This is a genomic window from Parerythrobacter aurantius (genome assembly GCF_045291475.1).
GTDB lineage: Bacteria > Pseudomonadota > Alphaproteobacteria > Sphingomonadales > Sphingomonadaceae > Parerythrobacter > Parerythrobacter aurantius.
In genome coordinates this window covers 707,701-732,205 of record NZ_CP147985.1, presented here as the reverse complement: position 1 = coordinate 732,205, position 24,505 = coordinate 707,701, and the positions used below count along the sequence as shown (strand labels likewise).

Here is a 24,505-nt window from a genome sequence, read left to right as displayed (position 1 = left end):
CCCCTAGCCCTCCAGCCACTCCAGAAGCGCGGCCATGCAGTCCTTGCCCAGCTGCTTGCAGCGTTCGGGCGACCATTCCTGTTCGGGCTCGGCAGCGGCCTTGTGGTCCTTGTAGGGCATCTCCAGCGTCATCGCGACCGCGCCGTAGCGGTGCGCCAATTGCGTGGTGCACATGGTGAGGTTGGCCTTGCCGGGCGCGGATTTCTGATAACCTAGTTCCGTCTGGAAATCGGGCGTGCGGCGGTCGAGGATCGCCTCGTAGCGGTTGAAGCCGCCGATGTGTTCGGGCTTCAGGTCGGGGATGCCTTCGTATCCGGCGAGGAATACCGCCGGGATGGCCTCGTCGCCGTGGACGTCCATCGCGAAATCGACACCGGTGTTGTCCATCTTGTCGCGGATGCACAGCACTTCGGGCGATTGTTCGGCGCTGGGCGTTTCCCACTCGCGGTTGAGGTTCACGCCCACGGCGTTGGTGCGCAAATGCCCGCGGCGAGAGCCGTCGGGGTTGCAATTGGGCACGACATGGAAGGTGCAGCGTTCACGCAGGCGCCGGGCGACCGAGTCCGACAGGTCGGTCATCAGTTCCAGCATGCCTTCCATCCACCATTCGGCCTGGGTCTCGCCCGGATGCTGGCGCGCGGTCAGCCAGACAACGGTCTCGCCTTCGCCGAAGGTCAGGTAGTCGATCGGCTGCCCGTCGAGAGAGTGGCCAAGCCGCTGGTAGCTGACGCCCTCGCTGGCGGCCGCCTCGGCGATGAGGTCGTGGTGGCGTTCCATCGAATAGGGCGCGAAATAGGCGAACCAGGCGATGTCGCTGGCCGGCGAGTAGCGGATCGTCAGCGTGCCGTTGTCGGCGATCTGGTCGAATTCGCTCGCCGCCCGGACCCAGTGTTCGCGGTCTTCCGAAACGCAGGCGTTATAGCCCGGCCAGCCGGCGGGATAGGCGCTCATGTTGAGGCCGGTGAGCTTCAGCACCAGCTCGCGCCCGGCCGCGCCGGTGACGCGGAAATGGAACCACTGGGCGAATTCGCTCATGTGATCCTTGTTGATCGCCAGCGTCGTCGTCGCGCCGTCGATGGCGAGGACCTGGATATTGCCGCTGTCGAAACTGGTATCGATCGTGATGTCGGTCATTCACTCGTCTCTTGAGGTTGTGTCGTTACCGGCACTTCGACGGTCTGTCCGTCGTTGCCGGGAAAATCCCTGAACAGGGCTTCTGCCGCGACGTTCGCGTTCTGGGCCCTATCGGCCAGCAGTGCCGAGCTGGCAACATCGAACAGCGCGCGTCCTTCCCACAGGCTTGTGCCTGTCAGAGCGTCGTCGATGCGCACTTCGAGCCGGGTCGAAACGATCTCCCGCTGTCCGCCGCCGAGATTGATGCCGATGCCTACACCCGCCCCGCCGCCATAGCTGCCCGAACCACCGCCGACCCCGACGGTAACAGGGCCGCGCGCTGCGCCCGACGCAACGATACCGCGTTCGACCCTGACGCGGGCGATCTGTGCAGCATCGGCGCGCGCCGTTTCGCGATAGCCGAGTGCGACCAGCTCCCGCGCGACGGCCGCCTTGTATGGCAGGAGCTCGGCCGGATCGGCATTCTCGCCGGGCGCTGTTTCGATATGTATCGTGCCGCTGCCCAGGCGCGCGACGGTGGCTGCGGCGACGAAGCGGGTGACCTCGACCGGACCTGTCGGTGGAATGGTGCAGCCGGCCACCGCCAGGGAGGCGAGCAGGAGGAAGGCGTGCGGGCGCATGAAGATACTCCTATCAAGTGCCGGGACCGTAGCGCCGACGGCCGGAATCGGCCAGCGCCCATGCACCTGCCGGCGCGGCCCGTAAGATGGTGATAGCTGCCAATTCGTTAACCACTCTGACCGACCCTGCTGCTATGGCAGGCTCCATGACCAGTCCAGCAGACGTTCCCGTCCTCGTCACCGGCGGAGCCGGTTATATCGGCAGTCATGCGGTCCTCGCATTGCGGGATGCCGGGCGCCAAGTGGCGGTGATCGACAACCTCACCACCGGTTTCCGCTTCGCCGTTCCCGAAGGCGTGCCGCTGTACGAGGGCGATATTGAGGACCAGGCCTTGCTGGCGCGGATCTTTGCGGAACAGCGGATCGGCGCGGTAATGCATTTCGCCGGGTCGATCGTGGTGCCGGAATCGGTCGAGAAGCCGCTGGCCTATTATCACAACAACACGGTGAAGAGCCGCGCCCTGATCGAGGCTGCGGTGATCGCAGGGGTGAAGCATTTCATCTTCAGCTCGACTGCTGCGACATATGGCATCCCAGACGTCGCGGCTGTCACCGAGGACACGCCGAAGGCGCCGATCAATCCCTATGGCTGGTCGAAGCTGATGACCGAGCAGATGCTGGCCGATACCTCTGCCGTGCATCCGATCAACCACTGCGCGCTGCGTTATTTCAACGTTGCCGGTGCCGACCCGCAGGGCCGCACCGGCCAATCGACAGCGGGTGCGACGCATCTGATCAAGGTCGCGGTGGAGGCTGCGCTGGGCAAGCGCGACAGCGTCAGCGTGTTCGGGACCGATTTCGACACACCCGACGGCACCGGCGTGCGCGACTACATCCATGTCAGCGACCTTGCGGCGGCGCATGTGCTGGCGCTCGATGCGCTGATCGAGCAGCCCGGACGCTCGCTGACCATGAACTGCGGCTACGGTAGGGGCTTTTCGGTGCTGGAAGTGCTCGACGCGGTCGACCGGGTCACCAACCGCATCATCGAGCGGGTCAAGGCCCCGCGCCGTGCAGGCGATCCGGCCTCGCTGATCTCCGACCCATCGCGCATCCGAGCCACGCTGCCTTGGCAGCCGGAGCATGCCGATGTCGACACGATCATCGCCCACGCGCTGCAGTGGGAGCGCAAGCTGACCGAACTTCGCGCAGAGCCCGGTTCCGAAGGGTGACGCCAAGGTTGACTAGTGCCGATTCTGTCCGTAGGGGCCGCGCTTGAATTTCCGGCATCGGAGACCACCTCCGGTGCCTGTTTGTTTTCAGGACCAGACCCATGAAGATTCGCAACAGCCTCAAGTCGCTGAAGGACCGCCACCGGGATTGCCGCGTGATCCGTCGTCGCGGCCGCACCTATGTGATCAACAAGACCAACCGCCGGTTCAAGGCGCGTCAGGGCTAATTGATCGTTCGCACGGGATCGATGCAATCGATCCCGCCGCATCGTCTCGGCCCGTTCTCCTTCGCTGGAGGGCGGGCCGGAGCCGTTTCTGAAGGGGGCGAAAGGTGAGCGAGGTCGAGGCCGTGGTGTTCGATGTAGGGCGGGTTATCGCGCAGTGGGACTTGCGCCACCTGGTCGCCAAGCTCATCGCTGACCCGGCTGAGGCCGATTGGGTGGCGGCGCATGTCGTGACCGAGGCGTGGCATTTCCAGCACGACAGCGGGCGCCCGCTGGCCGAGATGATCCCGGAACGCAAGGCGCTCTTCCCGCGCTACGCCCACGTGATCGAGCATTATGCCGCCAGGTTCACCGATTCGATCCCCGGACGGGTCCCGGGCACGCATTTGCTGATCGAGCGACTGGCGGAGCGTGAGGTGCCGCTGTTCGCCATCACCAATTTCGGGGCGGAGTTCTGGGACCAGTATCTGCCGACCGAGCCTGTCCTGGCGCATATGCGCGATATCGTGGTTTCCGGACGCGAGCGGCTGACCAAGCCCGACCCGCAGATCTATCGGCTTGCCGCGCGTCGCTTCGGATTTGCACCGGAATCAATGCTGTTCGTCGACGACAATGCCGACAATATCGCCGGCGCGGCGTCGCTCGGCTGGCATGTCCACCATTTCACCCATGCCGATGCGCTCGAAGCCGACCTGCTCGGACGCGGCCTGATCTGATCCCACAAAAAGAGGCCCCCGGCGGGGGTGCCGGGAGCCTTTTCGAAGTTCCGTCCTGACGGAGTGATAGGACGGGGGAGTAACCGGTTGTCGGGCGATCAGATGCGGCCCTGGCACTTGGCCAGGTCTTCGGCCGGAAGCGCTTCGCCTTCGATCTTGAAGGAAACGATTTCGCCCTTCTTGCCGGCAAGGCGCTGGCATATGATGGCCGGCCGCGAGGTGCCCTTTGCTGCAACGCAGACGGTGCCCTTGCAAGACCAGGCGGTGCCGCGCACCACTTCCACGCCGGCTTCGACGGGCTGGGCCAGTTCGGCGCGGTAGTAGGCAGTGTTTCCGGCAGCTTCGGCCGGGGCGGGGGCGACGGCGACGCCGAAAGTCAGCGCGGTGTAGACGAGGGCGAGGGTGCCGACGGCGGCATTGCGAGCGGTGTGTGCAAAAGAAGACATGGAGAGGGTCCTTCTTCGGGGGTTTGCGTGTATGGGCCAACCGACCGCGATTCGATCGGTTGCGAATCACTACCTAATGGATTAGGTTTTAGGTTGCAACCGAAAACTTAGTTTCGGTTTTGCGACCTGCGCAATCCGCGTTAGATAGGTTGCAAGGAGAGGATCGATCATGGGTCAAGTGCGCGAACCGTTGAGTGAACTGCAGGAATGCGGCCTGCCGGAAGCGCTGGAAGTGATGGGCGAACGCTGGAGCTTCATGATCCTGCGCGCCAGCTTCAACGGCCTGCACCATTTCGAGGAATTCCTTACGGAACTGGGCATTGCGCGCAACATCCTGTCCAACCGGCTGAGCCGCTTGGTCGAACACGGCATCCTCGACCGCGAGCCGCATGCCGAAGATCGCCGCCGGATCGAATACCGGCTGACGGCAAAGGGGTTCGATCTCCTGCCTGCCATGCTCGCCCTGCGCCAGTGGGGGCAGAAATACGGTGAGGATTTCGTCACGACCGATCCCGTGCTGGTCGATGAACGCGACCGGCTGCCGATCGGCCCGGTTGCCATCCTCAGCCACGACGGCCGCGTGCTGGGCCCCAAGGATCTCAACCTGATCGCCCGCAAGGACCTGCCTGCCGAAAAGCGCGACTGGCAGGAAGGGCTGCTGCGCAGCAACGGCGAAGCCTGGATCGACGGCCACGGCGGCAGCGCGGTCGCAGCCGAGTAGCGCTGGTTTCGCGCTCGTCGGTGGAGCAAACTCCGGACGGTCGCTATACCATCGTCGACGGGCGCCTGTGGCGTGCCTCCAATCCCTCCCTGACCGAACAGGAACGCCAATCGCTGGTGCAGAGGCTGATGGATGCGCGGCGCGCTGTCGGTACCGCCCGGCGCGCGCAGGATAGCGTCGCCGAGAAGGCCGCCCGGGCACGGGTTCACGCGGCGAAAGTGGCGCTGGGCGAACGCGGCCCGGTGTGGTGGGATGACGGGGCGCCCGACTACAATCGCAGGCTCGTGGTCAACACCCCTTATGCCGAGAGCAAGCGCTAGCGTTCCGGGCAAACACGAAAAAGGGGCCGGATGCGCTGTGCATCCGGCCCCTGCATTCGTTGGCGCAACTACATCTTGTAGCTGAGGCGGACGTAGCCGTAGCGACCCGGGATGTCGTAGGTCGTCGGATCGTAGTTCGGCCCCGTGCACGAGAAGCACGGCGGCGGATCCTGGTCGAACACGTTGACCACCCCGAGCGTCAGGCGGAACGCCTCGTCGAGGAAGGCGGGGCGGAAGCCTAGCTGCACATCGGTGTAAAACCGCGAGGCAAGCTCGTTGCCGTCGCCCTCGACTACGCTGTCGATGTAGCGGCCGGTAAGCGTCGCGTCGAACGCCCCGATCGCCCAGCTCAGCACACCCGTACCCTTGAACTTGGGGTAGGACTGGTCGGGGAACCCCCTGGTAGTGCCGCGATAGTCGATCGTGGCAACCCCGGCGGCGGTGGGGAACGTCTCTTCGTAGGTGTCGAGCAGGTTCGCATTGAGCGACAGGCCGAAAGTGCCTGCCGACGTCTCCTGCGTGCGCAGGTTGAACGTGGCATCGAACCCGGTGGTCCGGATTTCGCCGATGTTCTGCAGCAGGCCCTGGATGCTGGAGATGATCCCGCTCGATGTGCGCGTCACATTGCTGCAGGCCAGCGGATCGCCGAGGAAGGCGCAGCGGGTCAGCGTAACCTGCGGGTTGATGGCGGCGATGGCCCCGTCGACCGTGATGTCGTAGTAGTTCACTTCCAGCGACAGGTCGGCAAGGGCGCCGTCACGGGCCCAGTCGGGGCTGTAGACGGCACCGAACAGCCAGGTCTTGGACGTTTCCGGCGCCAGCGCCGAATTGCCGCCGGTCAGCGTCGGCAACTGCCCGCCGTTCGGTTCCTGGTAGCTGCCGCTCGCCGGCACGCCGTTGGCGGTGCAATTCGCGCGCACCGTGGCATTGGTCTGGTAAGGCGAGCCGGCGACGTTTGTGCAGGGATCGTCGATAGGGGCGTCGGCCCGCGACTGTGCGCCGAACAGCTCGCCCAGCGCCGGGGCGCGGAAGCCTTCGGCGTAGGAAGCCCGCAGCAGCAGGTCGCTGACCGGCTTCCAGAGGGCCGTGCCGGTCAGGCTCGTGTTGCTGAAGCCGGTCGAGTAGTTGGCATAGCGGATCGCCCCGTCCAGCTCGAGCAGCTGGAAGAACGGCGTGTCGTCCAGCAGCGGCAGGCGGATTTCGCCATAGACTTCGTCCGTGTTGTACGAACCCGCGGCGGCCTGGGCCGGGATATCCGCGCCGAGACCGGCTTGGATGATCGGATCCGGCGTGAACGAACCCGACTGGTAGCGGTGCTCGTACCCGACGGCAAAGCCGACCGGCCCGCCGGGCAGGTCGAACAGGTCGCCGGTAAGGTTGACCGTGTAGTCCTGCAGTTTCTGGTCGCTGCGCGACTTCTCGTCGAACGAGATGAAGTCGAGCATCTCCTGAGTGATCGATCCGACCCCGCCGAAGATGTTGAGCGGTACGCAGGAACCGGTGCATTGCGAGACCGGACCCAGGGCCTGCGCGACCCGCGCCGCATTGACGTTGCCGGTAAACAGCTGGTGCGCATCGTTCCAGCCGAACACCGCGTTGGCATCCCAGTAGAACGTGCGGCTGCCGACCCCGAACTGGCCGTCGAGCGTGGCCGCCGCGGTCCAGGTATCGACCGTCTGGTCATAGGTGCGCTGGCCGTTCTCGACGAGGCGACGGGCGATGAAGCTGTATGTCGCCGGCTGGCCGTTGGTACCCGAATTCAGCGTGATGCCGAAAGGATTGAACGGGTTGGTCACGTCGATCGAGACCGTATCGAGCAAATTGCCATTGCCCGCATCGGGCCCGATGAAGAGCGGCAGGAAGGCGGCCTGGTTGCGCGAATTGCGGCGGTTGTAGACCATCCGCGTACGCAGGTTGACCGCGTCGCTGAGCTCGAACTTGGCGCTCAGCCAGCCGCCGTAACGTTCCGACGGGGTCAGCAGCAGGTTGAACGGCGCGAAGTTGAATCGGTCGGCGCTGGTGAAACGCTTGAAGTCCCCGCCGACCAGCGTCGGATCATAGACGCCGCGTCCGTTGAGCGGGAAATTGCGCACGGTAACGCTGCCGCCTGCCGGAAGTGACGGGTTGCCGGGGTTGAACACGATGCGTCCGCCGAGCGTGGCCGAAGAACAGCCGCCGATTGGATCGGTGCAGCTGGTCTGCCCGGGGTTGGGGAACTGGGTCAGTTCCCGGTCGCGGGTGAAAACCGGGTTCTGGTCGACGTAATCGACCCCGAAGGCGAGCTTCACGCGTTCCGCGTTGATGCCGTAGCTGAGGCTGAGGTCGAGCGTCTCGCCGTCGCCTTCGGACAGGTACTGCCCGTATTGCGCGGATGCCTGGAGCCCGTCCTGCTGGGTCTTGGTGATGACGTTGACGACGCCGGCGATGGCATCCGAGCCATACAGTGGCGACTGGCCCGACTGCAGCACTTCGATCCGCTGGATCATGCCCTGCGGGATCGAATTGAGGTCGATGGTCGACGGGATGCCGCTCGCCGCCGTGGCCGGCACGTAGCGCAGGCCATCGACGAGGACGAGCGTGCGCTTGGCAAGCAGGTAGCGCAGGTCGATTTCCGCGGTCCCGGCACCGACGCCGCCGCCATCCTGCGGGTTGCCGATATTGCCGGAATTGTTGACCTTGGTGTTGAGGCCGCCCGCGGCGCTAGGCAAGCGCTGGAGGATGTCCGCCACCGACGACAGGCCGGTCTGGTCGAGTGCGCTTTCGTCGAGGCTGATAACCGGAGACGGGTTGTCAAGCGGATCGCGGCGGATGCGCGAGCCGGTGACGATGATCACCTCGGAGCTTTCTTCGGCGGTCGCCGCGTCGGCATCCTGTGCATGTGCTGTAGCGGGCAGGCAGAAGGCCAAGGCCGAACAGCCGGTGGCAATTGCTAGGGGTAAGCGCATCGGGGGTTCCCTCCATCCAGTGAGGAGGAGAGAATCGCTCACAAAAGCCAATTCAAACAGCGGGAAATCCGTCCCGATACCTCTTTTGGTCCATTTGTAACAAAATAGTCACAGCCGACTTTGTGCCGCAGGCGAGTGGTTGGCGGCTCAGGCTCGGGGAGGCTGGCGGCGGTAGCTGAGCGCTTCGGCGACATGGATCCGCCCGATCTGGTCCACCCCGGCAAGGTCGGCGATCGTGCGGGCGACGCGCAGCATGCGAGTGTAGGCACGTGCGCTCAGCCGCATGGCTTCGGCAGCCTGCATCAGCAGCTTGCGGCCCGCTTCGTCCGGGGTCGCGAAACGTTCCAGCGGCTCGCCGTCGAGTTCGGCATTGGTCCGCGCGCGGGTCTCGCCGGAGCGCGCCGTCTGCCGGGCGCGTGCAGCGGCGACGCGCGCGGCGACTTCGGCCGAGCCTTCCGCCGGCGGGGGCAGGGCGAGGTCCATCGCGCTCACCGGATCGACATCGACATGCAGGTCGATCCGGTCGAGCATCGGCCCGCTGATCCGGGTCTGGTAGTCGATCGCGCATTTGGGCGCGCGGCTGCAAGCGAGGGCGGGATCGCCAAGATGCCCGCAGCGGCACGGGTTCATCGCCGCGACGAGCTGCACCCGTGCCGGGAAAGTGACATGGGCATTGGCGCGGGCGACGTCGACCGTGCCGGTCTCGAGCGGCTGGCGCAGGCTGTCGAGGACGGCACGCTGGAATTCGGGCAATTCGTCGAGGAACAGCACACCCAGATGCGCCAGGCTGACCTCGCCCGGTTTCACCTTCAGCCCGCCGCCGGTCAGCGCCGCCATGCTGGCCGAATGGTGCGGCGCGCGGAATGGGCGTTGGCGGCTAATCCGCCCGCCTTCGAGCAGGCCGGCAACCGATTGCACCATGCTCACCTCGAGCGCCTCCGGCATTATGTAGCAAACGCACCAACAGCTAGCTAGATGCCATCGCCTGTTATGCCTTATGTATCGGGGGCGATGACAGACTACATGGTAGAAGGGCTGGTCAAGAAACGCGCCGCGATTGCTGGCGAAATGAAGGCTACGCAGGACAAGCTATCGTCTCTGGCGAAAGACCTTGAGACACTGGACAACGCCTTGCGGGTTGTGGCGCCGGAACTGGACCTAGCGCCCATTGCTCCCAAGCTGGTGCGCCCGCCTAGCGACTGGTCACAGCGCGGCGAAATGTCGCGCCAGATATTGGCGGTCCTGCGCTTGAGCCAGAGGCCACTCACAAGTCGCGAGATCGCCTCACAGATGATCGTACACAAGGGATTGGCCTCAACGCCCAAGTTGCTCAACCTAATGACGCGAAGGGTAGCAGGGTGCCTTAGGGACAGGCGCGAGCAAGGGCTGGTGTCGAACCCCGAAATGCGAACGGGGCTGTATCTGGAATGGCAGATTGCCAAACGAAATTAATGCGCTTGCGTAAATTCTCGGGCCACTGTTACAGGGCGGGCAGCGTAATTCACGCTATCTGACTAGGGGGTCACATGAATAAGCAAGCATTGGCGGCTCTTGCCGCCGTAGCCGCATTCGCAACCAGCGGATGCGCGACGGTCCTTAATGGCACCAGCACCGATTACAGCACGGAATCGCGCCCTGAAGGGGCCGATGTTAAGTTCACCAATGGCGCTAGCTGCACCACTCCCTGCGAACTGGAGTTCAAGCGCAAGGACGATCTTCGCGCCGACATTACCAAGGAAGGCTTCAAGCCGACTTATGTGCTGATCCAGTCCAAGCTTGGCGGCTCGGCCTTCGGCAACATCCTCCTGGGCGGCGGCGTCGGCGCTATCGTTGACGGTAGCAACGGGGCGAGCAATCGCCTCTATCCGCGCCCGCTGATCGTGCAGCTTGCTCCGGTCGGTTCGGAAGGCGGTGCTGTCCTGCTCGATAAGGACGGGAATGTTGTCCAGACCGTCAAGGAACACAACGACAGTGTTCGCGCAGACGTTGCCAAGACCATCGGGCCACGCCTTGCCGGTCTTGAAGGCAACGATCCGCAATAACTACGGCATGGCCCGCTGCTTATCGGTGGCGGGCCAGTCTAGCTAAGCCACGACCATATCGCCCAGCCTGTGGTTAGGAGAGATAGGGCTAGGAGGGCGGCGAACTCTATGTGGGTGCGCATAACGCGTTCTAGGCGAGGTTTGCCTTCACCTGCTCTTTGAGCATCATCGTCATGAGTTGCTCCATGGGTTTCAGCGCTGCGATTTCGTCGCTGGTTTCTTTAACAACCTCGTCTGCATGGCGAAGCGCAGCGTAGTAGGGTGACCGGTCGGCGACAATCTGCGCAATTATCGAGTTTTTTGGAGGCAGAAGCTGGCCATGTTTGATGTTCAACACCATGTACGACGCCGCCCTAGACGTACGTCCATTACCATTCCGAAACGGGTGAATCCAGTTCAGCCGCCACATCACATACGATGATAGATGTATGAGGTTGGCGTCGTCCCACACCTTGTTCACGTACTCGCATAGCCCTGCCATATGCCCTTGAACTTCAACCCAGGGCGGCGGGACGTGTGGTGAGTTGGTGAGACGCACGGGCCCTTGGCGATATTCGCCTGGCTCGTCCAATAGCTTGTGCATCGCAACCGAATGCAGGCGTCGGATTACATCCTCGGTAAACAAAAAACGGGAGCCAGACTTGCAGGCTCCCGCTACGATGCTGTCAGTCAGTTCTTGAAGCCGAAATACGTTGACCTGCTTCTGGAACAGCCGCTCAAGATTATTCTGGGACATCCCAGAGATTAGTCAGCGTTATCCTCTTCTGACAACATAATTGTGCGCGTTGCGCGCATCGTTCCCACTGTAATCCGCTCGTCAGTCAGCTGCCCGTTGGCCGCAGCTAGTTCGATCCTGTACTCTTCGATCTCTTCCGCTGTCAGCTCCACAGACCTAGACTGCTCCAGCAGCTCCTCTAGTTCTTTGTCCATGTTGCTTCTCCGTTGCCCCTGTGTTCCGTGCGTCAGGGCACACCATCGACGCACCAACAGGATAATAGTTCCAGATTAACATTATCTGAATCATCATCGTTTGCGGTGCGTTTGCGACTGATTGTGTGGCGACCCATCGGCACGTATCATCGTATGTAGGAATTCTAGCGCGATAGCAATGCGCGAATTGTATCAGCGCTGCCAGTAGCCCGTCCAGCTACGGCTCTGGCGGCTAGCCATCGCACCAAACACCAGCTTCATGGCCTGCCCGCCGTTATCGACACGGCGGTTATCTTCGCGCCATGCGGCTTCACCAGCGTAGGCATAGAGGTACGGACCAGCGATATGGTGGTGCGTTCCTGTTTCCATCCGGCGAAGGCGCGAGAAATAGCTTTCAGCCTGATTGGTGCATACGCCCTTGTCCATGAACTGGACGCTGTGATTGACGCGGTGCGTTTCCCAGCCAGCGTGGAGAGCATCCCAGCCCGTGCCTTCATCGGCATGGATGGTGGCGAGGGTGCCAACGTGGTCACGAACGAACGGGACTGCATCGCCCTCATTACGGACAACGAAAGGAAGGGTCCGGCCCTTGCGCTCGCGCATCACGACAACGCACTGGCGCTTGCCGCTGGTGTTGGCCTTTAAGCGGCGATCCTTGCGATCCTCTTTCCGGTTTTCCGGCTTCACGTAGCCGCCGAAATAGCCGCCATCGATTTCGACAACGCCGTTAAGCTGGGCCTCGGCAAACTCACGCTGCATCGCTTCGCGCAGCTTGTGAAACAGCACAAACGCGGTCTTGTATTGCACGTCCAGATCGCGCGATGCCTGGAGGGCGGAAATGCCCTTCGCACCGTTCACGAAAATGACGATTGCGGCCAGAAGGTCGGTGAACGACAGCTTGCGCGAGGCAAAGATCGTGCCGCTGGTGACGCTGAACTGGTGGTGACAGGCAACGCACTTGAATTTGCGGCGGGTAGCAATGTGATAGGCCTCTGTGCAGCCGCAACGCGGGCAAACAGGCTCGCCATCGGTTTCCGGCCACCGCATATCGCAGAACACGCCGTAAGCCGCATCCTCGCCCATGCGAAATACCTTCGCCAGCGAGAGGGTCCGAGCCTTTGCAGAGAGGAGGAAGTGTTGTGCCATGTCATCGTTTCCAGTGCTTATGCATCTTAAATAGTGACACAAGGCACTGTTGTCAACGATAAACGTATCGCGTATGGTGACATTCGACACCACAGGAGCGATATATGCCCGTCAAGGAAAAGGAATGGGAGGACCGCGTTAAGGGCCTCCTGAAAGCCGAGCTAAAGCGGCGAAATGTCACTTATGCCGAGCTGGTAGGAAAGCTGGCCGACGTAGGGGTTATGGACTCTGAGCCGAATATCAGGAACAAGATCAGCCGGGGTAAATTTACAGCGGTGTTCTTCCTGCAATGCCTGAAAGCAATTGGAGCGGACGTGTTGCGACTGGATTGATCGTCGCAATACTTATCTTGCTCGCCTTAGCTGTAGGCTACAGCAAGGAAGACGAGCAAGATTCCTACCGCCGCGATGCAGCTACCGCCAATGAAGGCCACACCATCGAGCAGTTCGGAACTCCGCGAGCTGGGGTTCCAGCAATTGCGGAAGCCTTTGTAAGCAACCCAGAGCCCAAGGACGGCGATGAGCGCGAAAAGCGGGACCTGGCCGCGCAGGAGGGCATGGCGGTCTGGGCCTACTGGATGGCTGTCTTTGCGGGCCTCACGACCATCATCACCTTGGGGGGAACCTTGCTCATTTGGCGGCAAGTTGTCCTGACCACGGAAGCCGTGAAAGACACTGGCAACGCCACAAAAGCTATGGTTCGACAAAACGAGTTGACCGAGGCCGCACAGCGGCCATGGGTCACTGTTGAAGTTCGCCCAAAGAGGCTCGGAATAAACGGTGGCATCTTTGCCTTCGAAGCAGAGGCGCGCTTCGCCAATCTCGGGGCTTCTGCCGCGATCAATGCGAATACCGCTGTTTGCTATCACTTCCTGAAAGGGAACTATCCATCCGAATACAAGGCCATTCTGGATAAGATGAGGGATGATCTGAGAGTGCCCAGTTCCGCACACATTGTTCCTAATGAGGTTATTCCAAGGCTGATAAACGTGTTGGAAGATGTGTCTGAAATGTATTTTGTGGAAGACGAAGGAAAGAAGACCTTTTTCCTTCTGATAGTCGCCACGGCCCAATATCGTTCCACCCTGCGGCCAAACGAATGGCTTGAATCGAGCAGAGCCTATCTCTTGAACTGGCGAGACAAAAAGGGCTTTGTGCACTCGCTCATAAAGGACACGTCTATCCTTCTCGACGAGGGTCGCCTTTCTATGGAAATTCTGCCAGGCGAGATTGTAACCTAAAGTCCCACAAACGATGACAGCCGCCACCAGCAAGGCGGATAACCGCCTACGCATTGGTGCGTTTGCTACATAATGCCGAGCGCCTCGGTCGGCGAGAGCGGCGGCAGGATGCCGGGCAGGCACGACGCCAGCAGCGACTTGCCCGCGCCCGGCGGCCCGTTCATCAGCAGGTTGTGCCCGCCCGCCGCCGCGATCTCCAGCGCGCGCTTGGCGGTTTCCTGGCCCTTGACCTGTTTCAGGTCAGGACCGTGATCGGGCTCCTCCACCTCGCCAGGTTGCGGCGCGGGAAGCTGGCTGGTGCCTTTCAGATGGTTGAGCAGGGCGATGAGGTTGGGTGCGGCTACCACCGGTACATCGCTCGCCCATTTGGCCTCGCTGCCTTGCGCGGCGGGGCAGATGAGGCCGCATTCCTGTTCGCTCGCATGGAGCGCGGCAAGCAGGACGCCGGGGCTTGGCACCACGCGGCCATCCAGAGCCAGTTCGCCGACTGCAATGAAGTCGGAGAGTTGCTCCGCATCGGTCACGCCCATCGCCCCCAGCAGCGCCAAAGCGACCGGCAGGTCGTAGTGGCTGCCTTCCTTGGGCAGATCGGCGGGCGACAGATTAATCGTGATCCGCTTGGGCGGCAGCGCGAGGCCCATCGAACTGAGCGAAGCACGGACACGTTCCTTGCTTTCGCCCACGGCCTTGTCGGCAAGGCCGACGATATTGAAGTTCGGCAGGCCGGGCGCGAGTGAGCATTGCACTTCGACAGCGCGCGCTTCGAGACCCAGATATGCCACGGTGCGGACCAGAGCGACCACGCAATTCCCCCATCATGCGTGTCCTCTTAGCGCCATGTGGCCGCGATCGTGCGGAAAGTCGATGCCCCAAACATCGGTAACCCGGTAGAAACCTTCTCCCTTGCCGATTGCGTAAGCGCGCGGGGAGCAGAACGCCCGGGATGCGCGCATTCCTCGCCTTGCTGGCCGTTCTGTCGATATGGCCCGCCGCTCCGTCGGCGGCGCAGCAGTATGTCGTCACCCTCACCATCAGCGAGCAATGGGTCGAGGAAGCCCCCGAAAGCGCGGACCGCACGATCGCCTTTCGCCGGGCCCGGACCCCCACGTCCATCGCCGCCTATGGGCCGTTCCGCGTTCTCGACGAGAAGCGGGCAGTCCTCGTCGGGATTACGGGTCCGGCAACACCAGACCAGTTCCGCGCCATGCTGCGCGACTATCCGGCGCTGGCGCGATTGGAATTCCTTGAATGCCCCGGCACCGACGACGATCGCGCCAATCTGGAAACCGGTCGCCTGATTCGCGCGGCAGGCCTCGAAACCCATGTCCCGGCAGACGGCTCGGTCCGGTCCGGCGCGGTCGAGCTGTTTCTCGCCGGACAGACGCGCAGCATCGAGGACGGGGCCGAGTTCGCGGTGCACAGCTGGCTCGACGAAAGCGGACACGAGGCCGACGATTATGCCGCCGATTCGCCCGAACACGCCGCCTACCTGCGCTACTACCGCGATATGGGAATGGATCCGGCGCAGGCCCGTGCCTTCTACGAGATGACCAATTCCGTCCCGCACGAGACTGCACTATGGCTGACGGCGCAGGACATGCGACGGTGGCTGGCCGGCACCGCCGGAGGTGTCGCCCCTGCCGCACCCGCACCTGCCGATCCGCGCATCAGCTATCTTGACTTGGGCGCGGCAAGCTTCTAACCGCGCGCTTCTGTACAGGGTCGCCATGATCTGGCGGCCGTTTTTATTGGTGCCAAGGCACCTCCATTTTGCAAGGACGATCCGATGAAGCGGACATTCCAGCCCAGCAATCTCGTGCGCGCCCGCCGCCACGGATTCTTCGCTCGCAAGGCCACCGTCGGCGGCCGCAAGGTCTTGCGCGCTCGCCGCGCTCGCGGCCGCAAGAAGCTTTCTGCCTGAGCGTAACGCTCGGCATTTTTCCGAGGTTGGCCCGATTCGGGCGAGCCTCACCGGAACGAGACGGGCTGCGTTTGCGGCCCGTTTTTCGTATGTGTGGATTATGAAGCCCCAAGTCATCCGCAAGCGTGCCGATTTCCTCTCCGCAAATCGCGGCCTGCGAATCGCGCGGCCGGGCTTCGTTCTGTTGGCGCGCCCCAATGGCGGGCTGGGCAAGCGTTACGGCATCACCGTGACCAAGAAGGTCGGCAATGCCGTGGTCCGCAACCGGATGAAGCGGCGTTTTCGCGAACTGCTGTGGGATGCGCTGCCAGGTGAAGGCCTGCCCGACCACGACCACATCCTGATCGGCCGCGATGGCGGGATCGAACGCGATTTCGCCACCTTGCGCGCCGAACTCTCGGCGGCGCTGGCGCGTGCGGGCGAGGGCAAGGGCGACAAGCCGTTTCGACCGCGGAGGCCGCGCAAGTGAAGACGGTATTGATCTGGATTGCCCGGGCCTGGCAGATCGGCCCGTCGCGCATGCTGCCGCCGACCTGCCGCTATCAACCTTCGTGCTCCCAATACGCCATCGAGGCCCTGCAGAAACACGGGGCAATCAAGGGTGGATGGATGGCGCTGAAACGTATAGGGCGCTGCCACCCTTGGGGCGGGCACGGCTTTGATCCCGTGCCGTAGTACCTATCTAATACACCTGACTGAGACTGACGGGATTCTCTCACCTTGGAAAACCAGCGCAATCTGATCCTTGCCGTCGTGCTGTGCGGCCTGCTGATCATCGGCTACGACGCGGCGATGAACTACTGGTACCCGCAGCCGGACAAGACGGTCGCGGCGGCCAGCGGTCCGGCGGCCGAACAGCCGGTCGGCAATGGCGAGCGCGCCCCGGCGCAGCATTCGCGCACCGGCGGGCTGGTCGATCCGGCCGAACAGGCGCAGGAACGGACCGATCTGAAGACCGCGCTGGCTTCGGGCAACCGCGTGCGCATCGACACGCCGAAGGTTTCCGGTTCCATCAACCTCGTCGGGGCGAAGATCGACGATCTCGTGCTCGAGGATTACCGTGAGACGGTGGAGAAGGATTCAGGGCCCGTCCGCCTGTTCTCGCCGGCCGGCACCCCGGCGCAGCATTTTGCCGAGTTCGGCTTCATCGCCAATGGGGCGCGCCTGCCCGAAGTGACCTGGCAGGCCGATGGCGCGGTGCTGGGCACCGGCACGCCGGTGACGCTGAGCCATACCGATGCGGCCGGCGTGACCTATCGCATCAAGCTTTCGATCGACGACAGCTACATGATCACCGCCCAGCAGACCGCCAGCAACGCCACGGCCGGTGCGGCGGTGGTGCAGCCCTTCGCGCTGGTCAATCGCACCAGCCGGACGGCCAGCATCGACCAGTGGATCGCGCATTCGGGCCCGATGGGCGTGTTCGGCGATGCCGCCAATTACGATGTCGATTACGATGACCTGGCGGAAACCGGCCGGGTTTCGCCCGAAGGCAAGGTTGCCTGGACAGGCTTTACCGATATTTACTGGCTTAGCGCGCTGGTTCCCGAAAGCGGCCGTGCGGTCGCTGCCGATTACAGATCGCTGGGTTCGGAATTGTTCCGGGCCGACCTGATCTACGATCCCGTTACCGTTCCGGCCGGCAAGGCGGTGACGCTCTCCACCCGGCTCTATGCCGGGGCCAAGGAAAGCGTGATCCTCGACAGGTACGAGGCGGCAGGGATCGGGAAATTCGGCCTCGCCATCGACTGGGGCTGGTTCCGCTGGTTCGAAAAGCCGATGCTGTGGCTGCTGCGCGAACTGTTCCAGCTGGTCGGCAATTTCGGCTTGGCGATCATGTGCCTCACCGTCATCATCCGCGGGGTGATGTTCCCGATCGCGCAGAAGCAGTTCGCCAGCATGGCGGCGATGAAGGCGGTCCAGCCCAAGATGAAGGCGATCCAGGAACGCTTCAAGGACGACAAGCAGCGCCAGCAGCAGGAGATCATGAAGCTGTACAAGGACGAGAAGGTCAATCCACTCGCCGGGTGCCTGCCGCTGCTGATTCAGATCCCTATCTTCTATGCACTCTACAAGGTCCTCGTCCTGGCGATCGAGATGCGGCACCAGCCGTTCGTGCTGTGGATCCGCGACCTGTCCGCACCCGATCCGGCCCATGTGCTGAACCTGTTCGGCCTGCTGCCGTTCGAGGTTCCGGCGCTGATTGCCATCGGCCCGCTCGCGATCCTGCTCGGCATCACCATGTGGCTGACCTTCAAGTTAAACCCGAGCGCGATGGATCCGGTCCAGCAGCAGATTTTCAACATCATGCCGTGGATCCTGATGTTCGTGATGGCGCCCTTCGCGGCCGGCCTGCTGCTGTACTGGAATACGTCGAACGTGCTGACGCTGGCACAGCAGAAATATCTCTACTCCAAGCATCCGCAGCTGCGGGCGCAGGCGGAAGCGGAGAAGGCGGCAAAGGCGTAGCGCGGCGATGATCGGGACGCCCGAAACGCCCGACGAACTGGATGCGGCGCGGCTCTTCTCGGGCCGCGTCGATTTCCTGCTGTCGGCGCCGCAACTGAAGTTCCTGCCCGAACCGACCGTGCCGGAGATCGCCTTTTGCGGGCGAAGCAATGTGGGCAAGAGCTCGCTGCTCAATGCTCTGACCGGCCGCAAGGCGATCGCCCGTGCCTCGGTCACGCCGGGACGGACGCAGGAATTGAACTTCTTCGAAGTGGGCGAGCCGACACAGTTCCGGCTGGTCGACATGCCGGGTTACGGCTTTGCCAAGGCCCCGGTGAAGGTGGTCGAGAAATGGAAGGCGCTGGTCCGCACCTACCTGCGCGGCCGCCCGTCGCTGGCCCGCACGCTGGTGCTGGTCGACAGCCGCCACGGCCTCAAGGACGTCGACCGCGAGATGATGACCATGCTCGACGAGACGGCGGTCAGCTATCGGATCGTCCTGACCAAGGCCGACAAGGTCAAGGCGAGCGAGCTCGAAGCGACCGTCGCCAAGGTGGCCGAGGAAGCGCGCAAGCACGTGGCCGCTTTTCCCGAGCTGCATGTAACCAGTGCGGAAAAGGGCATGGGCATCGCGGCGCTAAGGGCTGCTGTGGTCGCCGACGCGTCGGCCTGACGACTACTGCGGCACTTCAGTGAGTCGCGCGCTTTCGATGTACCACCGTGACGGGTCCCCGTTGGCGCCGGGCGCGTCTTTCGTGTGGCGCAGGATCACATCGCCCAGCAGCACCCTCTGCCGGCCGTCGTCGCCGCGGATCGCCACCCGCGCCGGGGCGGTATAGTATAGCGAGCCTGTCGCACTCTCCATCTTCCCGGTCGGCACCGCGACGGTAATATCCCGGCGGGCTGCCCAGTCGCGTTCGAATTCGCGGAAGATCTGCCCGCTGGCACCTCCCTTGTCGCCGAACTGGCACCAGGCGCGGGCCCACTGCCGGTCTTCGAGCGCCCGCGCCCATTCGAGCAGGACCGTACGCGCGCCTGTCTCGCTGCGTGCAGCGTCGGCGGTAAGGGCAGGGGCCTGCACACCCTCGCAATCGGGCCGGTCGAGCGGGGATACGCCTGTCGCGGGCGGCACTTTTTCCGACGCAGGAGCGACCTTCACGATCGGCTCGTCGGGATCGGGCAGCTTCGTTTCACCCACGGGATCGTCGCTGCAGGCAGCGAGGGCCGGGCAGGCGAAAAGCATCAGTAGGGTGTGGTGCAGGCGGGTTCTTGGGCGAAGCATAGAGGTGACAACGGTTCGAAGGCGCGCGGTTTCCGCGCAAGTGCCAACCTCTGGATTTACGGTAGAATAGGGGGCTGTTGCTGGGCCGAAGAAGCTTCCTATCTCTGGAGCCCGAACCCCCGCAGCTCTTGCCCGCAGGATTACCAATGGCCCTGAAAGTCGATCACGTCACCGTCCTGTTTTCCTCGATGGAGGAAAGCATGCCCTATTACCGTACCCTACTGGGCGCGATCGGCTTCACCGCCGTCAAGCCGCATATCTGGACCGATGGCGAAGGCTTCTTCTTCCAGTTTGCCCAAGCGAAGCCTGAGACCCGCCCCTACGAGCGGTATGGCGCAGGCATGAACCACATCGGCTTCGGCGCGCCCGATGCGGAAACGGTCCAACGCGTCCGCGACACCATGGCGGCAGCCGGCTTCGAGGTCCCCGAGCTCCAGCATTTCGACGGTGCGACCGCGCTTTTCATGAAGGACAGGGACGGCATCCGGTTCGAGATCACGCACTATCCGCCGGGCAAGGCCGTGGTCGAGTGATCGCGCCGCTCGCGGCGTCCCGTTCAGCCTCGACAGCGCAATGATGAACGCCTAGGGCGCATCCCACGGCAAGGTGGAGCCCGGGAATGAAACTGATCATCGGCAACAAGAACTATTCCAGCTGGTCCCTGCGCGGCTGGCTGGCGGTCAAGCAATCGGGCCTGCCGTTCGAAGAGATCATGGTGCCGATGTTCGGTGAGGAATGGCAGCAGGCCATGCTGCAGGAAGAGGGCGGGATGATGCCCTCCAGCGGCAAGGTGCCGATCCTGTGGGACGGCGACACCGTGGTGTGGGACAGCCTCGCGATCATGGAATATCTCGCCGACAAGGTCGGGCGCGAGCGCTACTGGCCCAAGGACGAGACCGCGCGCGGCATGGCTCGCAGCATGGTGGCGGAGATGCACAGCTCCTACCAGTCGCTGCGCCGCGAATGCCCGATGAACGTGCGCAGCCGCTTCGAAGGCGCCAAGATCAGCGAGGAAACGCGGCAGGACACGGTCCGCATCCTCGGCCTCTGGGCGGAAGCACGCGCCCGGTTCGGCAGTGGCGGGCCGTTTCTGTTCGGCACCTTCGGCGCGGCCGACATCTACTATGCTCCCGTCGTCACGCGCTTCCTCACCTACGGGTTCGGCCTGCCAGGCTTTGCCGAGGCCTATATGGAGGCGATGTGGCAACACGAATGGCTGCAGGCATGGGTCGCCGCGGCAGAGGAAGAAGAATGGGTCATCGAACAATACGAAAGCGCGCCGGCCAGGGCATGAGGCACGGGTTCGCTGCGGCGCTCGCACTGGTCGCTCTGCTGGCGCCGGCCGCCGCGCAGGCGTGGGGGTTTTATGCCCACCGCGTGACGGGCGAGATCGCGCTGGCTAACATCCGTCCGGAAACGCGCGCCGCAATGGAGCGGCTGTTCCGCTCGGAACAGCTGATCGGCACACCGGACTGCACCTTGTCCGACCTGCTCGATGCGACCGTGTGGCCCGATTGCGTCCGCCGCGACCAGGACCGCTGGGGGCACACGGCCGCCTGGCACTATCGTACCGCGCCGATCGACCGCGATTACGACCCGCGCGGAAACTGCGGCGGCGGCAATTGCGTGCTGGCGCAGATTGAGCGCAACCAGCGCGTGCTTTCGGACGAGAGCGTGCCCGCCAACGTCCGCCTGCAGGCCCTCGCCTTCATGGTCCATTTCATCGGCGATGTGCATATGCCGCTCCATTCGGGCGACCATGACGATCGCGGCGGCAACGACCGGGTGACCGATTACGGCATCGTGCCCGAACTCAACCTGCACTGGATCTGGGACGGCCCGTTGGCCGAACGCGCCATCACCTCGGCACAGCCGTCACTGGTGCGGCGCTATAGCGCGGCGGAAAAGGCGGAACTGGCGGGCGGCGCGCCAGCCGACTGGGGCCGCGAAAGCTGGGAACTGGCGCGCGGTTTCGTCTATCCCAACGCCTTCGATTGCAGCGATTGCACCGGAGATCTGCCTGACAAAACCGCCCTGACGCAGGACGATATCGTCGCGGCGATCCCCGTCAGCCAGCGCCGCGTCACCCAGGCCGGGCTGCGCATGGCCCGCATGCTCGACGAGGCCTTCGCCCCCGGAGCCCTGCCGCCTCCGTCACGCGACTAGGGCAGCCGGACCGTCTCGTACCGCGTCCCGTCCTTGCGGGCATAGCCTTCGGGATCGAACACCATGTCGATGTCGGGATACTCGCCGCCGTCGGTGCCGTAATCGCCCGCACTGGCGACCACGAACACGCATGGTTCGGCAGAACGGTTCTGCAAGTGATGCCCGTTCTCGACCCCCGCTGGCCAGACTATGACATCGCCCGGACCGACCGGCTGCTCGCCATGATCGTCGACCAGCACCGCCTCGCCCGAGATCATCACCAGCATCTCGTCGATCAGCCGGTGCCAGTGCCGCTGGCTCGACCAGGCGCCGGGCTGCAGCACTACATGGCTGGCGCGCAACTGGGTCATGCCGGTGGCAGGCGCAAGGCGGCGATACATCCGCCCCTGCACCGGCTCGTTGTAGGGGGCAGGATAGCCGGTCGCATTGGTCTGGGGGATGGCGTCGAGATCGAGCTTGGGCATCGGGGGATTCTCCTGCTAGCGACAGCACCATGAGCCAAGCCCTCGACTTCGCCAAGCGGCTGATTGCGGCCCCCAGCGTGACCCCCGCAACCGGCGCTGTGTTCGACGAGTTGCAGGCGATGCTGGAACCGATCGGCTTTGCGGTCCATCGCTTCACGCGCGGCGAGGGGCCGGAAGGCAGCGACGAGGCTCCGGTCGAAAACCTGCTGGCGATCCGCCAAGGACCGCCAGGGTCGAAGCATTTCGCCTTTGCCGGGCACCTCGACGTGGTGCCGCCGGGCGAGGGCTGGACCAGCGCTCCGTTCGAGCCGGAGGTGCGCGGCGAGCTGCTCCATGGCCGCGGCGCGGTGGACATGAAGGGCGCGATCGCCTGCATGGCCGATGCCGTCGCGCATGTCCCGGCCGATGCCGGCACGATCAGCTTCCTCATCACCGGCGACGAGGAAGGCCCTGCGCTCCACGGCACCCGCGCGCTGATCGACCATATGCGCGCCGAGGGCATCCAGCCCGACCTCTGCCTCGTCGGCGAACCGACCAGTGTCAACCGGCTGGGCGACATGATGAAGATCGGGCGGCGCGGCTCGGTCAATATCTGGATCGAGGTGCAGGGCACGCAGGGCCATGTCGCCTATCCGCACCTTGCCGACAATCCGTTGCCGAAACTGGTGGCAATCCTCGCCGAACTCGATGCGCTGCATCTCGACGACGGGACCGACTGGTTCCAGCCCTCCAATCTCGAGATCACCGAGATCGACACCCCCAATCGCGCCCACAACGTCATCCCGGCGGTGGCGAGGGCGCGCATCTCCATCCGCTTCAACGACTGCCATTCCGGCGCATCGCTGAGCGAACTGGTGCGCGGGATTGCCGAGAAGCACGGCGGCACTGCCAGGCCTGTCGTTTCGGGCGAACCCTTCCTGACCGAGCCGGGCGAATTCAGCGCCATGATCGCAGCCGCCGTGAAGGCGGAAACGGGCCTGGACCCCGAACCTTCGACCACCGGGGGGACCTCCGATGCCCGCTTCCTGCGTGCCGTGTGCCCGGTGATCGAGTTCGGCCTGTGCAACGCGACCATGCACAAACGTGACGAGGCGGTGGCCATTGCCGACCTCGATGCGCTAAGCCGTATCTATTCCAGCGTGGCCAGGGCCGCGCTTGCATTGCCATAGAACAACGAGGGGAAGCACAGATGGCCAGCGAGGATGCCGCCGAAATGGCCGCCGAAAGCGCGCCTGCCAATCATGGCAAGCTGCAGCTGCGGATCCTGATCGGTTTCGTTGCCGGGCTGATTGCCGGCCTGCTGGCTTTCAGTTTCGCCCGCGATGCGGCCTGGGTCGAAAGCGTGGTGACCTATGTTACCGGGCCGATCGGGCAGGTGTTCCTGCGGCTGCTGTTCATGCTGGTGATCCCGCTGCTGTTCAGCGCGCTGGTGGTGGGCATCGCCGAGATGGGCGAGGTCAAGTCGCTCGGCAAGGTCGGGCTCAAGACGCTGCTTTACACGGTGGTCGTCTCATCCATCGCGGTGGTGATTTCGCTGGCGCTGGTAAACCTGATCAAGCCGGGGGCGGGGATCGATCCCGTTGCGGCGCAGGAATTGCTGGAGCAGGGCGCCGAGGGGGCCTCCAGCATCGTCCAGGCCAGCGCCGAGAGCGACGCCGGGGTCAACCAGGTCATCGCCATCGTGCCCAACAATGTCATCGCGGCGATGTCCTCCAACGACATCCTCGCGGTCATGTTCTTCGCGCTGTTCTTCGGCATCGGGCTGCTGTTGGTGCAGACCAGCCGCACCGAGACATTGAAGGATGCGATCGAGGGGGTGTTTGAGGTGTCGATGAAGCTGATCGGCTTCGTCATCCAGCTCGCGCCGATCGCGATCTTCTGCTTCATGTTCAACCTCACCGCGCAGTTCGGCTGGGACCTCCTGGTCAAGCTTGCCGCGTTCGTGGCGGTCGTCCTGTTGGCGCTGGCGGTGCAGATGTTCGGCGTCTTCCCGATGATCCTGAAATTCATCGCTCATAAGAACCCGAGCGCGTTCTTCCGCGAGACGCGCGAAGCGAGCGTGATGGCATTCTCCACCGCCAGCTCCAATGCCACCCTGCCAACCGCGCTGCGGGTGGCGGAAAACGAGCTGAAGCTGCCCCGCCGCATATCGCGCTTTGTCCTCACCATCGGGGCGACCGCCAACCAGAACGGCACCGCGATGTTTGAAGGGGTGACGGTGCTCTTCCTCGCCCAGTTCTTCGGCGTGGAATTGGGCCTGATGGATCAGGCTTTCGTCATGCTGATCTGCATCCTCGCCGGGATCGGCACCGCGGGCGTTCCCGGCGGCTCGCTGCCGGTGATCGCGCTGATCCTGGTGGGCGTAGGCGTGGACCCGGCGGGCATCGGCTTGATCCTGGGCGTCGACCGTTTCCTCGACATGTGCCGCACGACGCTGAACGTGGTGGGCGACTTGGTGGCGGCGCAGACGATCTCGACGCTATCGCCGGAACTGGCGGGGGATGGGGTTGAAAGTGGTCGGGACGGGGCTCAGGCCTGAATGCGCCCTGACAAGTTACATCGGTGATG

General features: G+C 63.6%; 29 protein-coding genes and 2 pseudogenes. 20 read left to right on the top strand and 11 right to left on the bottom strand.

The features are described 5' to 3' along the window. Nucleotides 1-3: 3 nt before the first annotated feature. Both WAB17_RS03710 and WAB17_RS03705 read right to left on the bottom strand, forming a co-directional pair. Nucleotides 4-1,134 (bottom strand): M14 family metallopeptidase, encoded by a 1,131-nt coding sequence (locus WAB17_RS03710; RefSeq protein ID WP_435418683.1) that lies wholly within the window; start codon nucleotides 1,132-1,134, stop codon nucleotides 4-6. Then, the gene (locus WAB17_RS03705; protein WP_435418682.1) at nucleotides 1,131-1,754 is read right to left on the bottom strand and encodes a DUF4136 domain-containing protein; all 624 of its coding nucleotides are present in this window, start codon (nucleotides 1,752-1,754) and stop codon (nucleotides 1,131-1,133) included. The genes WAB17_RS03710 and WAB17_RS03705 overlap by 4 nt, the downstream gene beginning before the upstream one ends. Before the next feature lie 146 nt (nucleotides 1,755-1,900). Here WAB17_RS03705 and galE point away from each other — a divergent pair, with 146 nt between their 5' ends. From galE to WAB17_RS03690, 3 genes are all read left to right on the top strand, one after another. After that, the gene (gene galE / locus WAB17_RS03700; RefSeq protein ID WP_435418681.1) at nucleotides 1,901-2,926 is read left to right on the top strand and encodes a UDP-glucose 4-epimerase GalE; all 1,026 of its coding nucleotides are present in this window, start codon (nucleotides 1,901-1,903) and stop codon (nucleotides 2,924-2,926) included. A gap of 101 nt (nucleotides 2,927-3,027) precedes the next feature. After that, the gene (gene ykgO / locus WAB17_RS03695; protein WP_029941846.1) at nucleotides 3,028-3,153 is read left to right on the top strand and encodes a type B 50S ribosomal protein L36; all 126 of its coding nucleotides are present in this window, start codon (nucleotides 3,028-3,030) and stop codon (nucleotides 3,151-3,153) included. Nucleotides 3,154-3,257: 104 nt separating this feature from the next. Further along, entirely contained in the window at nucleotides 3,258-3,866 is a 609-nt protein-coding gene (locus WAB17_RS03690; protein ID WP_435418680.1) for an HAD family hydrolase, read from the top strand. Nucleotides 3,867-3,964: 98 nt separating this feature from the next. On the opposite strand, the gene WAB17_RS03685 is transcribed toward WAB17_RS03690, so the two are convergent. Beyond that, nucleotides 3,965-4,312, bottom strand: a complete 348-nt coding sequence (locus tag WAB17_RS03685; RefSeq protein WP_435418679.1) for a CC_3452 family protein — start codon at nucleotides 4,310-4,312, stop codon at nucleotides 3,965-3,967. 169 nt (nucleotides 4,313-4,481) lie between these two features. Here WAB17_RS03685 and WAB17_RS03680 point away from each other — a divergent pair, with 169 nt between their 5' ends. Continuing rightward, entirely contained in the window at nucleotides 4,482-5,033 is a 552-nt protein-coding gene (locus WAB17_RS03680) for a winged helix-turn-helix transcriptional regulator (protein WP_435418678.1), read from the top strand. Nucleotides 5,034-5,053: 20 nt separating this feature from the next. Next, the gene (locus WAB17_RS03675; RefSeq protein WP_435418677.1) at nucleotides 5,054-5,353 is read left to right on the top strand and encodes a hypothetical protein; all 300 of its coding nucleotides are present in this window, start codon (nucleotides 5,054-5,056) and stop codon (nucleotides 5,351-5,353) included. 68 nt (nucleotides 5,354-5,421) lie between these two features. On the opposite strand, the gene WAB17_RS03670 is transcribed toward WAB17_RS03675, so the two are convergent. Beyond that, a complete protein-coding gene (locus WAB17_RS03670) occupies nucleotides 5,422-8,298 on the bottom strand; it encodes a TonB-dependent receptor domain-containing protein (protein ID WP_435418676.1) in 2,877 nt (958 codons plus the stop codon). 147 nt (nucleotides 8,299-8,445) lie between these two features. Then, a pseudogene (locus tag WAB17_RS03665) lies at nucleotides 8,446-9,237 on the bottom strand (ATP-binding protein); the annotation flags it as partial. Nucleotides 9,238-9,309: 72 nt separating this feature from the next. Between WAB17_RS03665 and WAB17_RS03660 the strand changes: the two are divergent. Further along, entirely contained in the window at nucleotides 9,310-9,750 is a 441-nt protein-coding gene (locus tag WAB17_RS03660; protein WP_435418675.1) for a hypothetical protein, read from the top strand. 74 nt (nucleotides 9,751-9,824) lie between these two features. Then, nucleotides 9,825-10,340, top strand: a complete 516-nt coding sequence (locus tag WAB17_RS03655; protein WP_435418674.1) for a hypothetical protein — start codon at nucleotides 9,825-9,827, stop codon at nucleotides 10,338-10,340. Between the two features lie 130 nt (nucleotides 10,341-10,470). On the opposite strand, the gene WAB17_RS03650 is transcribed toward WAB17_RS03655, so the two are convergent. The 3 genes from WAB17_RS03650 to WAB17_RS03640 form a co-directional block, all read right to left on the bottom strand. Then, nucleotides 10,471-11,076, bottom strand: coding sequence for a Fic family protein (locus WAB17_RS03650; RefSeq protein ID WP_435418673.1), 606 nt, complete (start codon nucleotides 11,074-11,076; stop codon nucleotides 10,471-10,473). An 8-nt stretch (nucleotides 11,077-11,084) separates the two neighbouring features. Next, complete coding sequence (locus WAB17_RS03645; RefSeq protein ID WP_435418672.1) at nucleotides 11,085-11,270, bottom strand: hypothetical protein; 186 nt, start codon at nucleotides 11,268-11,270, stop codon at nucleotides 11,085-11,087. A gap of 192 nt (nucleotides 11,271-11,462) precedes the next feature. Next, nucleotides 11,463-12,416 carry an IS1595 family transposase gene (locus WAB17_RS03640; RefSeq protein ID WP_435418671.1) on the bottom strand — a complete coding sequence of 318 codons (954 nt, stop codon included), beginning with the start codon at nucleotides 12,414-12,416 and terminating at the stop codon, nucleotides 11,463-11,465. Nucleotides 12,417-12,520: 104 nt separating this feature from the next. Here WAB17_RS03640 and WAB17_RS03635 point away from each other — a divergent pair, with 104 nt between their 5' ends. Together WAB17_RS03635 and WAB17_RS03630 are read left to right on the top strand one after the other, a co-directional pair. Continuing rightward, complete coding sequence (locus WAB17_RS03635) at nucleotides 12,521-12,748, top strand: DUF6471 domain-containing protein (protein WP_435418670.1); 228 nt, start codon at nucleotides 12,521-12,523, stop codon at nucleotides 12,746-12,748. Continuing rightward, nucleotides 12,745-13,656, top strand: a complete 912-nt coding sequence (locus tag WAB17_RS03630) for a hypothetical protein (RefSeq protein ID WP_435418669.1) — start codon at nucleotides 12,745-12,747, stop codon at nucleotides 13,654-13,656. The genes WAB17_RS03635 and WAB17_RS03630 overlap by 4 nt, the downstream gene beginning before the upstream one ends. Nucleotides 13,657-13,727: 71 nt before the next feature. Here WAB17_RS03630 and WAB17_RS03625 read toward each other — a convergent pair. Further along, nucleotides 13,728-14,459: pseudogene (locus tag WAB17_RS03625) on the bottom strand (magnesium chelatase domain-containing protein); the annotation flags it as partial. 140 nt (nucleotides 14,460-14,599) lie between these two features. Here WAB17_RS03625 and WAB17_RS03620 point away from each other — a divergent pair. The 6 genes from WAB17_RS03620 (at nucleotide 14,600) to yihA (ending at nucleotide 18,698) form a co-directional block, all read left to right on the top strand. Continuing rightward, nucleotides 14,600-15,358 (top strand): alpha/beta hydrolase, encoded by a 759-nt coding sequence (locus tag WAB17_RS03620; RefSeq protein ID WP_435418668.1) that lies wholly within the window; start codon nucleotides 14,600-14,602, stop codon nucleotides 15,356-15,358. An 84-nt stretch (nucleotides 15,359-15,442) separates the two neighbouring features. Then, nucleotides 15,443-15,577, top strand: a complete 135-nt coding sequence (gene rpmH, locus WAB17_RS03615; protein WP_170012854.1) for a 50S ribosomal protein L34 — start codon at nucleotides 15,443-15,445, stop codon at nucleotides 15,575-15,577. A 100-nt stretch (nucleotides 15,578-15,677) separates the two neighbouring features. Next, nucleotides 15,678-16,046 carry a ribonuclease P protein component gene (gene rnpA / locus WAB17_RS03610; protein ID WP_435418667.1) on the top strand — a complete coding sequence of 123 codons (369 nt, stop codon included), beginning with the start codon at nucleotides 15,678-15,680 and terminating at the stop codon, nucleotides 16,044-16,046. Continuing rightward, nucleotides 16,043-16,252, top strand: coding sequence for a membrane protein insertion efficiency factor YidD (gene yidD, locus WAB17_RS03605; RefSeq protein WP_435418666.1), 210 nt, complete (start codon nucleotides 16,043-16,045; stop codon nucleotides 16,250-16,252). The genes rnpA and yidD overlap by 4 nt, the downstream gene beginning before the upstream one ends. A gap of 45 nt (nucleotides 16,253-16,297) precedes the next feature. After that, the gene (yidC, locus tag WAB17_RS03600; protein ID WP_435418665.1) at nucleotides 16,298-18,046 is read left to right on the top strand and encodes a membrane protein insertase YidC; all 1,749 of its coding nucleotides are present in this window, start codon (nucleotides 16,298-16,300) and stop codon (nucleotides 18,044-18,046) included. A 7-nt stretch (nucleotides 18,047-18,053) separates the two neighbouring features. Continuing rightward, the gene (gene yihA, locus WAB17_RS03595) at nucleotides 18,054-18,698 is read left to right on the top strand and encodes a ribosome biogenesis GTP-binding protein YihA/YsxC (RefSeq protein ID WP_435418664.1); all 645 of its coding nucleotides are present in this window, start codon (nucleotides 18,054-18,056) and stop codon (nucleotides 18,696-18,698) included. 3 nt (nucleotides 18,699-18,701) lie between these two features. Here yihA and WAB17_RS03590 read toward each other — a convergent pair whose 3' ends face one another. Then, nucleotides 18,702-19,223: a hypothetical protein gene (locus WAB17_RS03590; RefSeq protein ID WP_435418663.1), complete on the bottom strand. Its 522-nt coding sequence runs from the start codon at nucleotides 19,221-19,223 to the stop codon at nucleotides 18,702-18,704. A 230-nt stretch (nucleotides 19,224-19,453) separates the two neighbouring features. Here WAB17_RS03590 and WAB17_RS03585 point away from each other — a divergent pair, with 230 nt between their 5' ends. The 3 genes from WAB17_RS03585 to WAB17_RS03575 all read left to right on the top strand — a co-directional run bounded on the left by WAB17_RS03585 (nucleotide 19,454) and on the right by WAB17_RS03575 (nucleotide 21,473). After that, nucleotides 19,454-19,840: a VOC family protein gene (locus WAB17_RS03585; RefSeq protein ID WP_435418662.1), complete on the top strand. Its 387-nt coding sequence runs from the start codon at nucleotides 19,454-19,456 to the stop codon at nucleotides 19,838-19,840. Nucleotides 19,841-19,926: 86 nt separating this feature from the next. Beyond that, nucleotides 19,927-20,601 carry a glutathione S-transferase family protein gene (locus WAB17_RS03580; protein WP_435418661.1) on the top strand — a complete coding sequence of 225 codons (675 nt, stop codon included), beginning with the start codon at nucleotides 19,927-19,929 and terminating at the stop codon, nucleotides 20,599-20,601. Continuing rightward, nucleotides 20,559-21,473 carry a S1/P1 nuclease gene (locus WAB17_RS03575; RefSeq protein ID WP_435418660.1) on the top strand — a complete coding sequence of 305 codons (915 nt, stop codon included), beginning with the start codon at nucleotides 20,559-20,561 and terminating at the stop codon, nucleotides 21,471-21,473. Before WAB17_RS03580 ends, WAB17_RS03575 begins: the two co-directional genes overlap by 43 nt. Here WAB17_RS03575 and WAB17_RS03570 read toward each other — a convergent pair. After that, nucleotides 21,470-21,937, bottom strand: coding sequence for a cupin domain-containing protein (locus WAB17_RS03570; protein ID WP_435418659.1), 468 nt, complete (start codon nucleotides 21,935-21,937; stop codon nucleotides 21,470-21,472). The two genes, WAB17_RS03575 and WAB17_RS03570, sit on opposite strands and share 4 nt — an antisense overlap. A 29-nt stretch (nucleotides 21,938-21,966) precedes the next feature. On the opposite strand from WAB17_RS03570, the gene dapE reads away from it, so the two are divergent. Together dapE and WAB17_RS03560 are read left to right on the top strand one after the other, a co-directional pair. Further along, entirely contained in the window at nucleotides 21,967-23,106 is a 1,140-nt protein-coding gene (dapE, locus tag WAB17_RS03565) for a succinyl-diaminopimelate desuccinylase (RefSeq protein WP_435418658.1), read from the top strand. Between the two features lie 20 nt (nucleotides 23,107-23,126). After that, nucleotides 23,127-24,476 carry a dicarboxylate/amino acid:cation symporter gene (locus WAB17_RS03560; RefSeq protein ID WP_435418657.1) on the top strand — a complete coding sequence of 450 codons (1,350 nt, stop codon included), beginning with the start codon at nucleotides 23,127-23,129 and terminating at the stop codon, nucleotides 24,474-24,476. The last annotated feature ends 29 nt before the right edge of the window (nucleotides 24,477-24,505 follow it).

Bases quoted from the DNA above. Each gene is read 5' to 3' on its own strand.
- WAB17_RS03710 (WP_435418683.1), bottom strand. From the start codon at position 1,134: ATGACCGACATCACGATCGATACCAGTTTCGACAGCGGCAATATCCAG.
- WAB17_RS03705 (WP_435418682.1), bottom strand. From the start codon at position 1,754: ATGCGCCCGCACGCCTTCCTCCTGCTCGCCTCCCTGGCGGTGGCCGGC.
- galE (WP_435418681.1), top strand. From the start codon at position 1,901: ATGACCAGTCCAGCAGACGTTCCCGTCCTCGTCACCGGCGGAGCCGGT.
- ykgO (WP_029941846.1), top strand. From the start codon at position 3,028: ATGAAGATTCGCAACAGCCTCAAGTCGCTGAAGGACCGCCACCGGGAT.
- WAB17_RS03685 (WP_435418679.1), bottom strand. From the start codon at position 4,312: ATGTCTTCTTTTGCACACACCGCTCGCAATGCCGCCGTCGGCACCCTC.
- WAB17_RS03680 (WP_435418678.1), top strand. From the start codon at position 4,482: ATGGGTCAAGTGCGCGAACCGTTGAGTGAACTGCAGGAATGCGGCCTG.
- WAB17_RS03670 (WP_435418676.1), bottom strand. From the start codon at position 8,298: ATGCGCTTACCCCTAGCAATTGCCACCGGCTGTTCGGCCTTGGCCTTC.
- WAB17_RS03660 (WP_435418675.1), top strand. From the start codon at position 9,310: ATGACAGACTACATGGTAGAAGGGCTGGTCAAGAAACGCGCCGCGATT.
- WAB17_RS03655 (WP_435418674.1), top strand. From the start codon at position 9,825: ATGAATAAGCAAGCATTGGCGGCTCTTGCCGCCGTAGCCGCATTCGCA.
- WAB17_RS03650 (WP_435418673.1), bottom strand. From the start codon at position 11,076: ATGTCCCAGAATAATCTTGAGCGGCTGTTCCAGAAGCAGGTCAACGTA.
- WAB17_RS03645 (WP_435418672.1), bottom strand. From the start codon at position 11,270: ATGGACAAAGAACTAGAGGAGCTGCTGGAGCAGTCTAGGTCTGTGGAG.
- WAB17_RS03640 (WP_435418671.1), bottom strand. From the start codon at position 12,416: ATGGCACAACACTTCCTCCTCTCTGCAAAGGCTCGGACCCTCTCGCTG.
- WAB17_RS03635 (WP_435418670.1), top strand. From the start codon at position 12,521: ATGCCCGTCAAGGAAAAGGAATGGGAGGACCGCGTTAAGGGCCTCCTG.
- WAB17_RS03620 (WP_435418668.1), top strand. From the start codon at position 14,600: ATGCGCGCATTCCTCGCCTTGCTGGCCGTTCTGTCGATATGGCCCGCC.
- rpmH (WP_170012854.1), top strand. From the start codon at position 15,443: ATGAAGCGGACATTCCAGCCCAGCAATCTCGTGCGCGCCCGCCGCCAC.
- rnpA (WP_435418667.1), top strand. From the start codon at position 15,678: ATGAAGCCCCAAGTCATCCGCAAGCGTGCCGATTTCCTCTCCGCAAAT.
- yihA (WP_435418664.1), top strand. From the start codon at position 18,054: ATGATCGGGACGCCCGAAACGCCCGACGAACTGGATGCGGCGCGGCTC.
- WAB17_RS03585 (WP_435418662.1), top strand. From the start codon at position 19,454: ATGGCCCTGAAAGTCGATCACGTCACCGTCCTGTTTTCCTCGATGGAG.
- WAB17_RS03580 (WP_435418661.1), top strand. From the start codon at position 19,927: ATGAAACTGATCATCGGCAACAAGAACTATTCCAGCTGGTCCCTGCGC.
- WAB17_RS03575 (WP_435418660.1), top strand. From the start codon at position 20,559: ATGGGTCATCGAACAATACGAAAGCGCGCCGGCCAGGGCATGAGGCAC.
- WAB17_RS03570 (WP_435418659.1), bottom strand. From the start codon at position 21,937: ATGCCCAAGCTCGATCTCGACGCCATCCCCCAGACCAATGCGACCGGC.
- dapE (WP_435418658.1), top strand. From the start codon at position 21,967: ATGAGCCAAGCCCTCGACTTCGCCAAGCGGCTGATTGCGGCCCCCAGC.
- WAB17_RS03560 (WP_435418657.1), top strand. From the start codon at position 23,127: ATGGCCAGCGAGGATGCCGCCGAAATGGCCGCCGAAAGCGCGCCTGCC.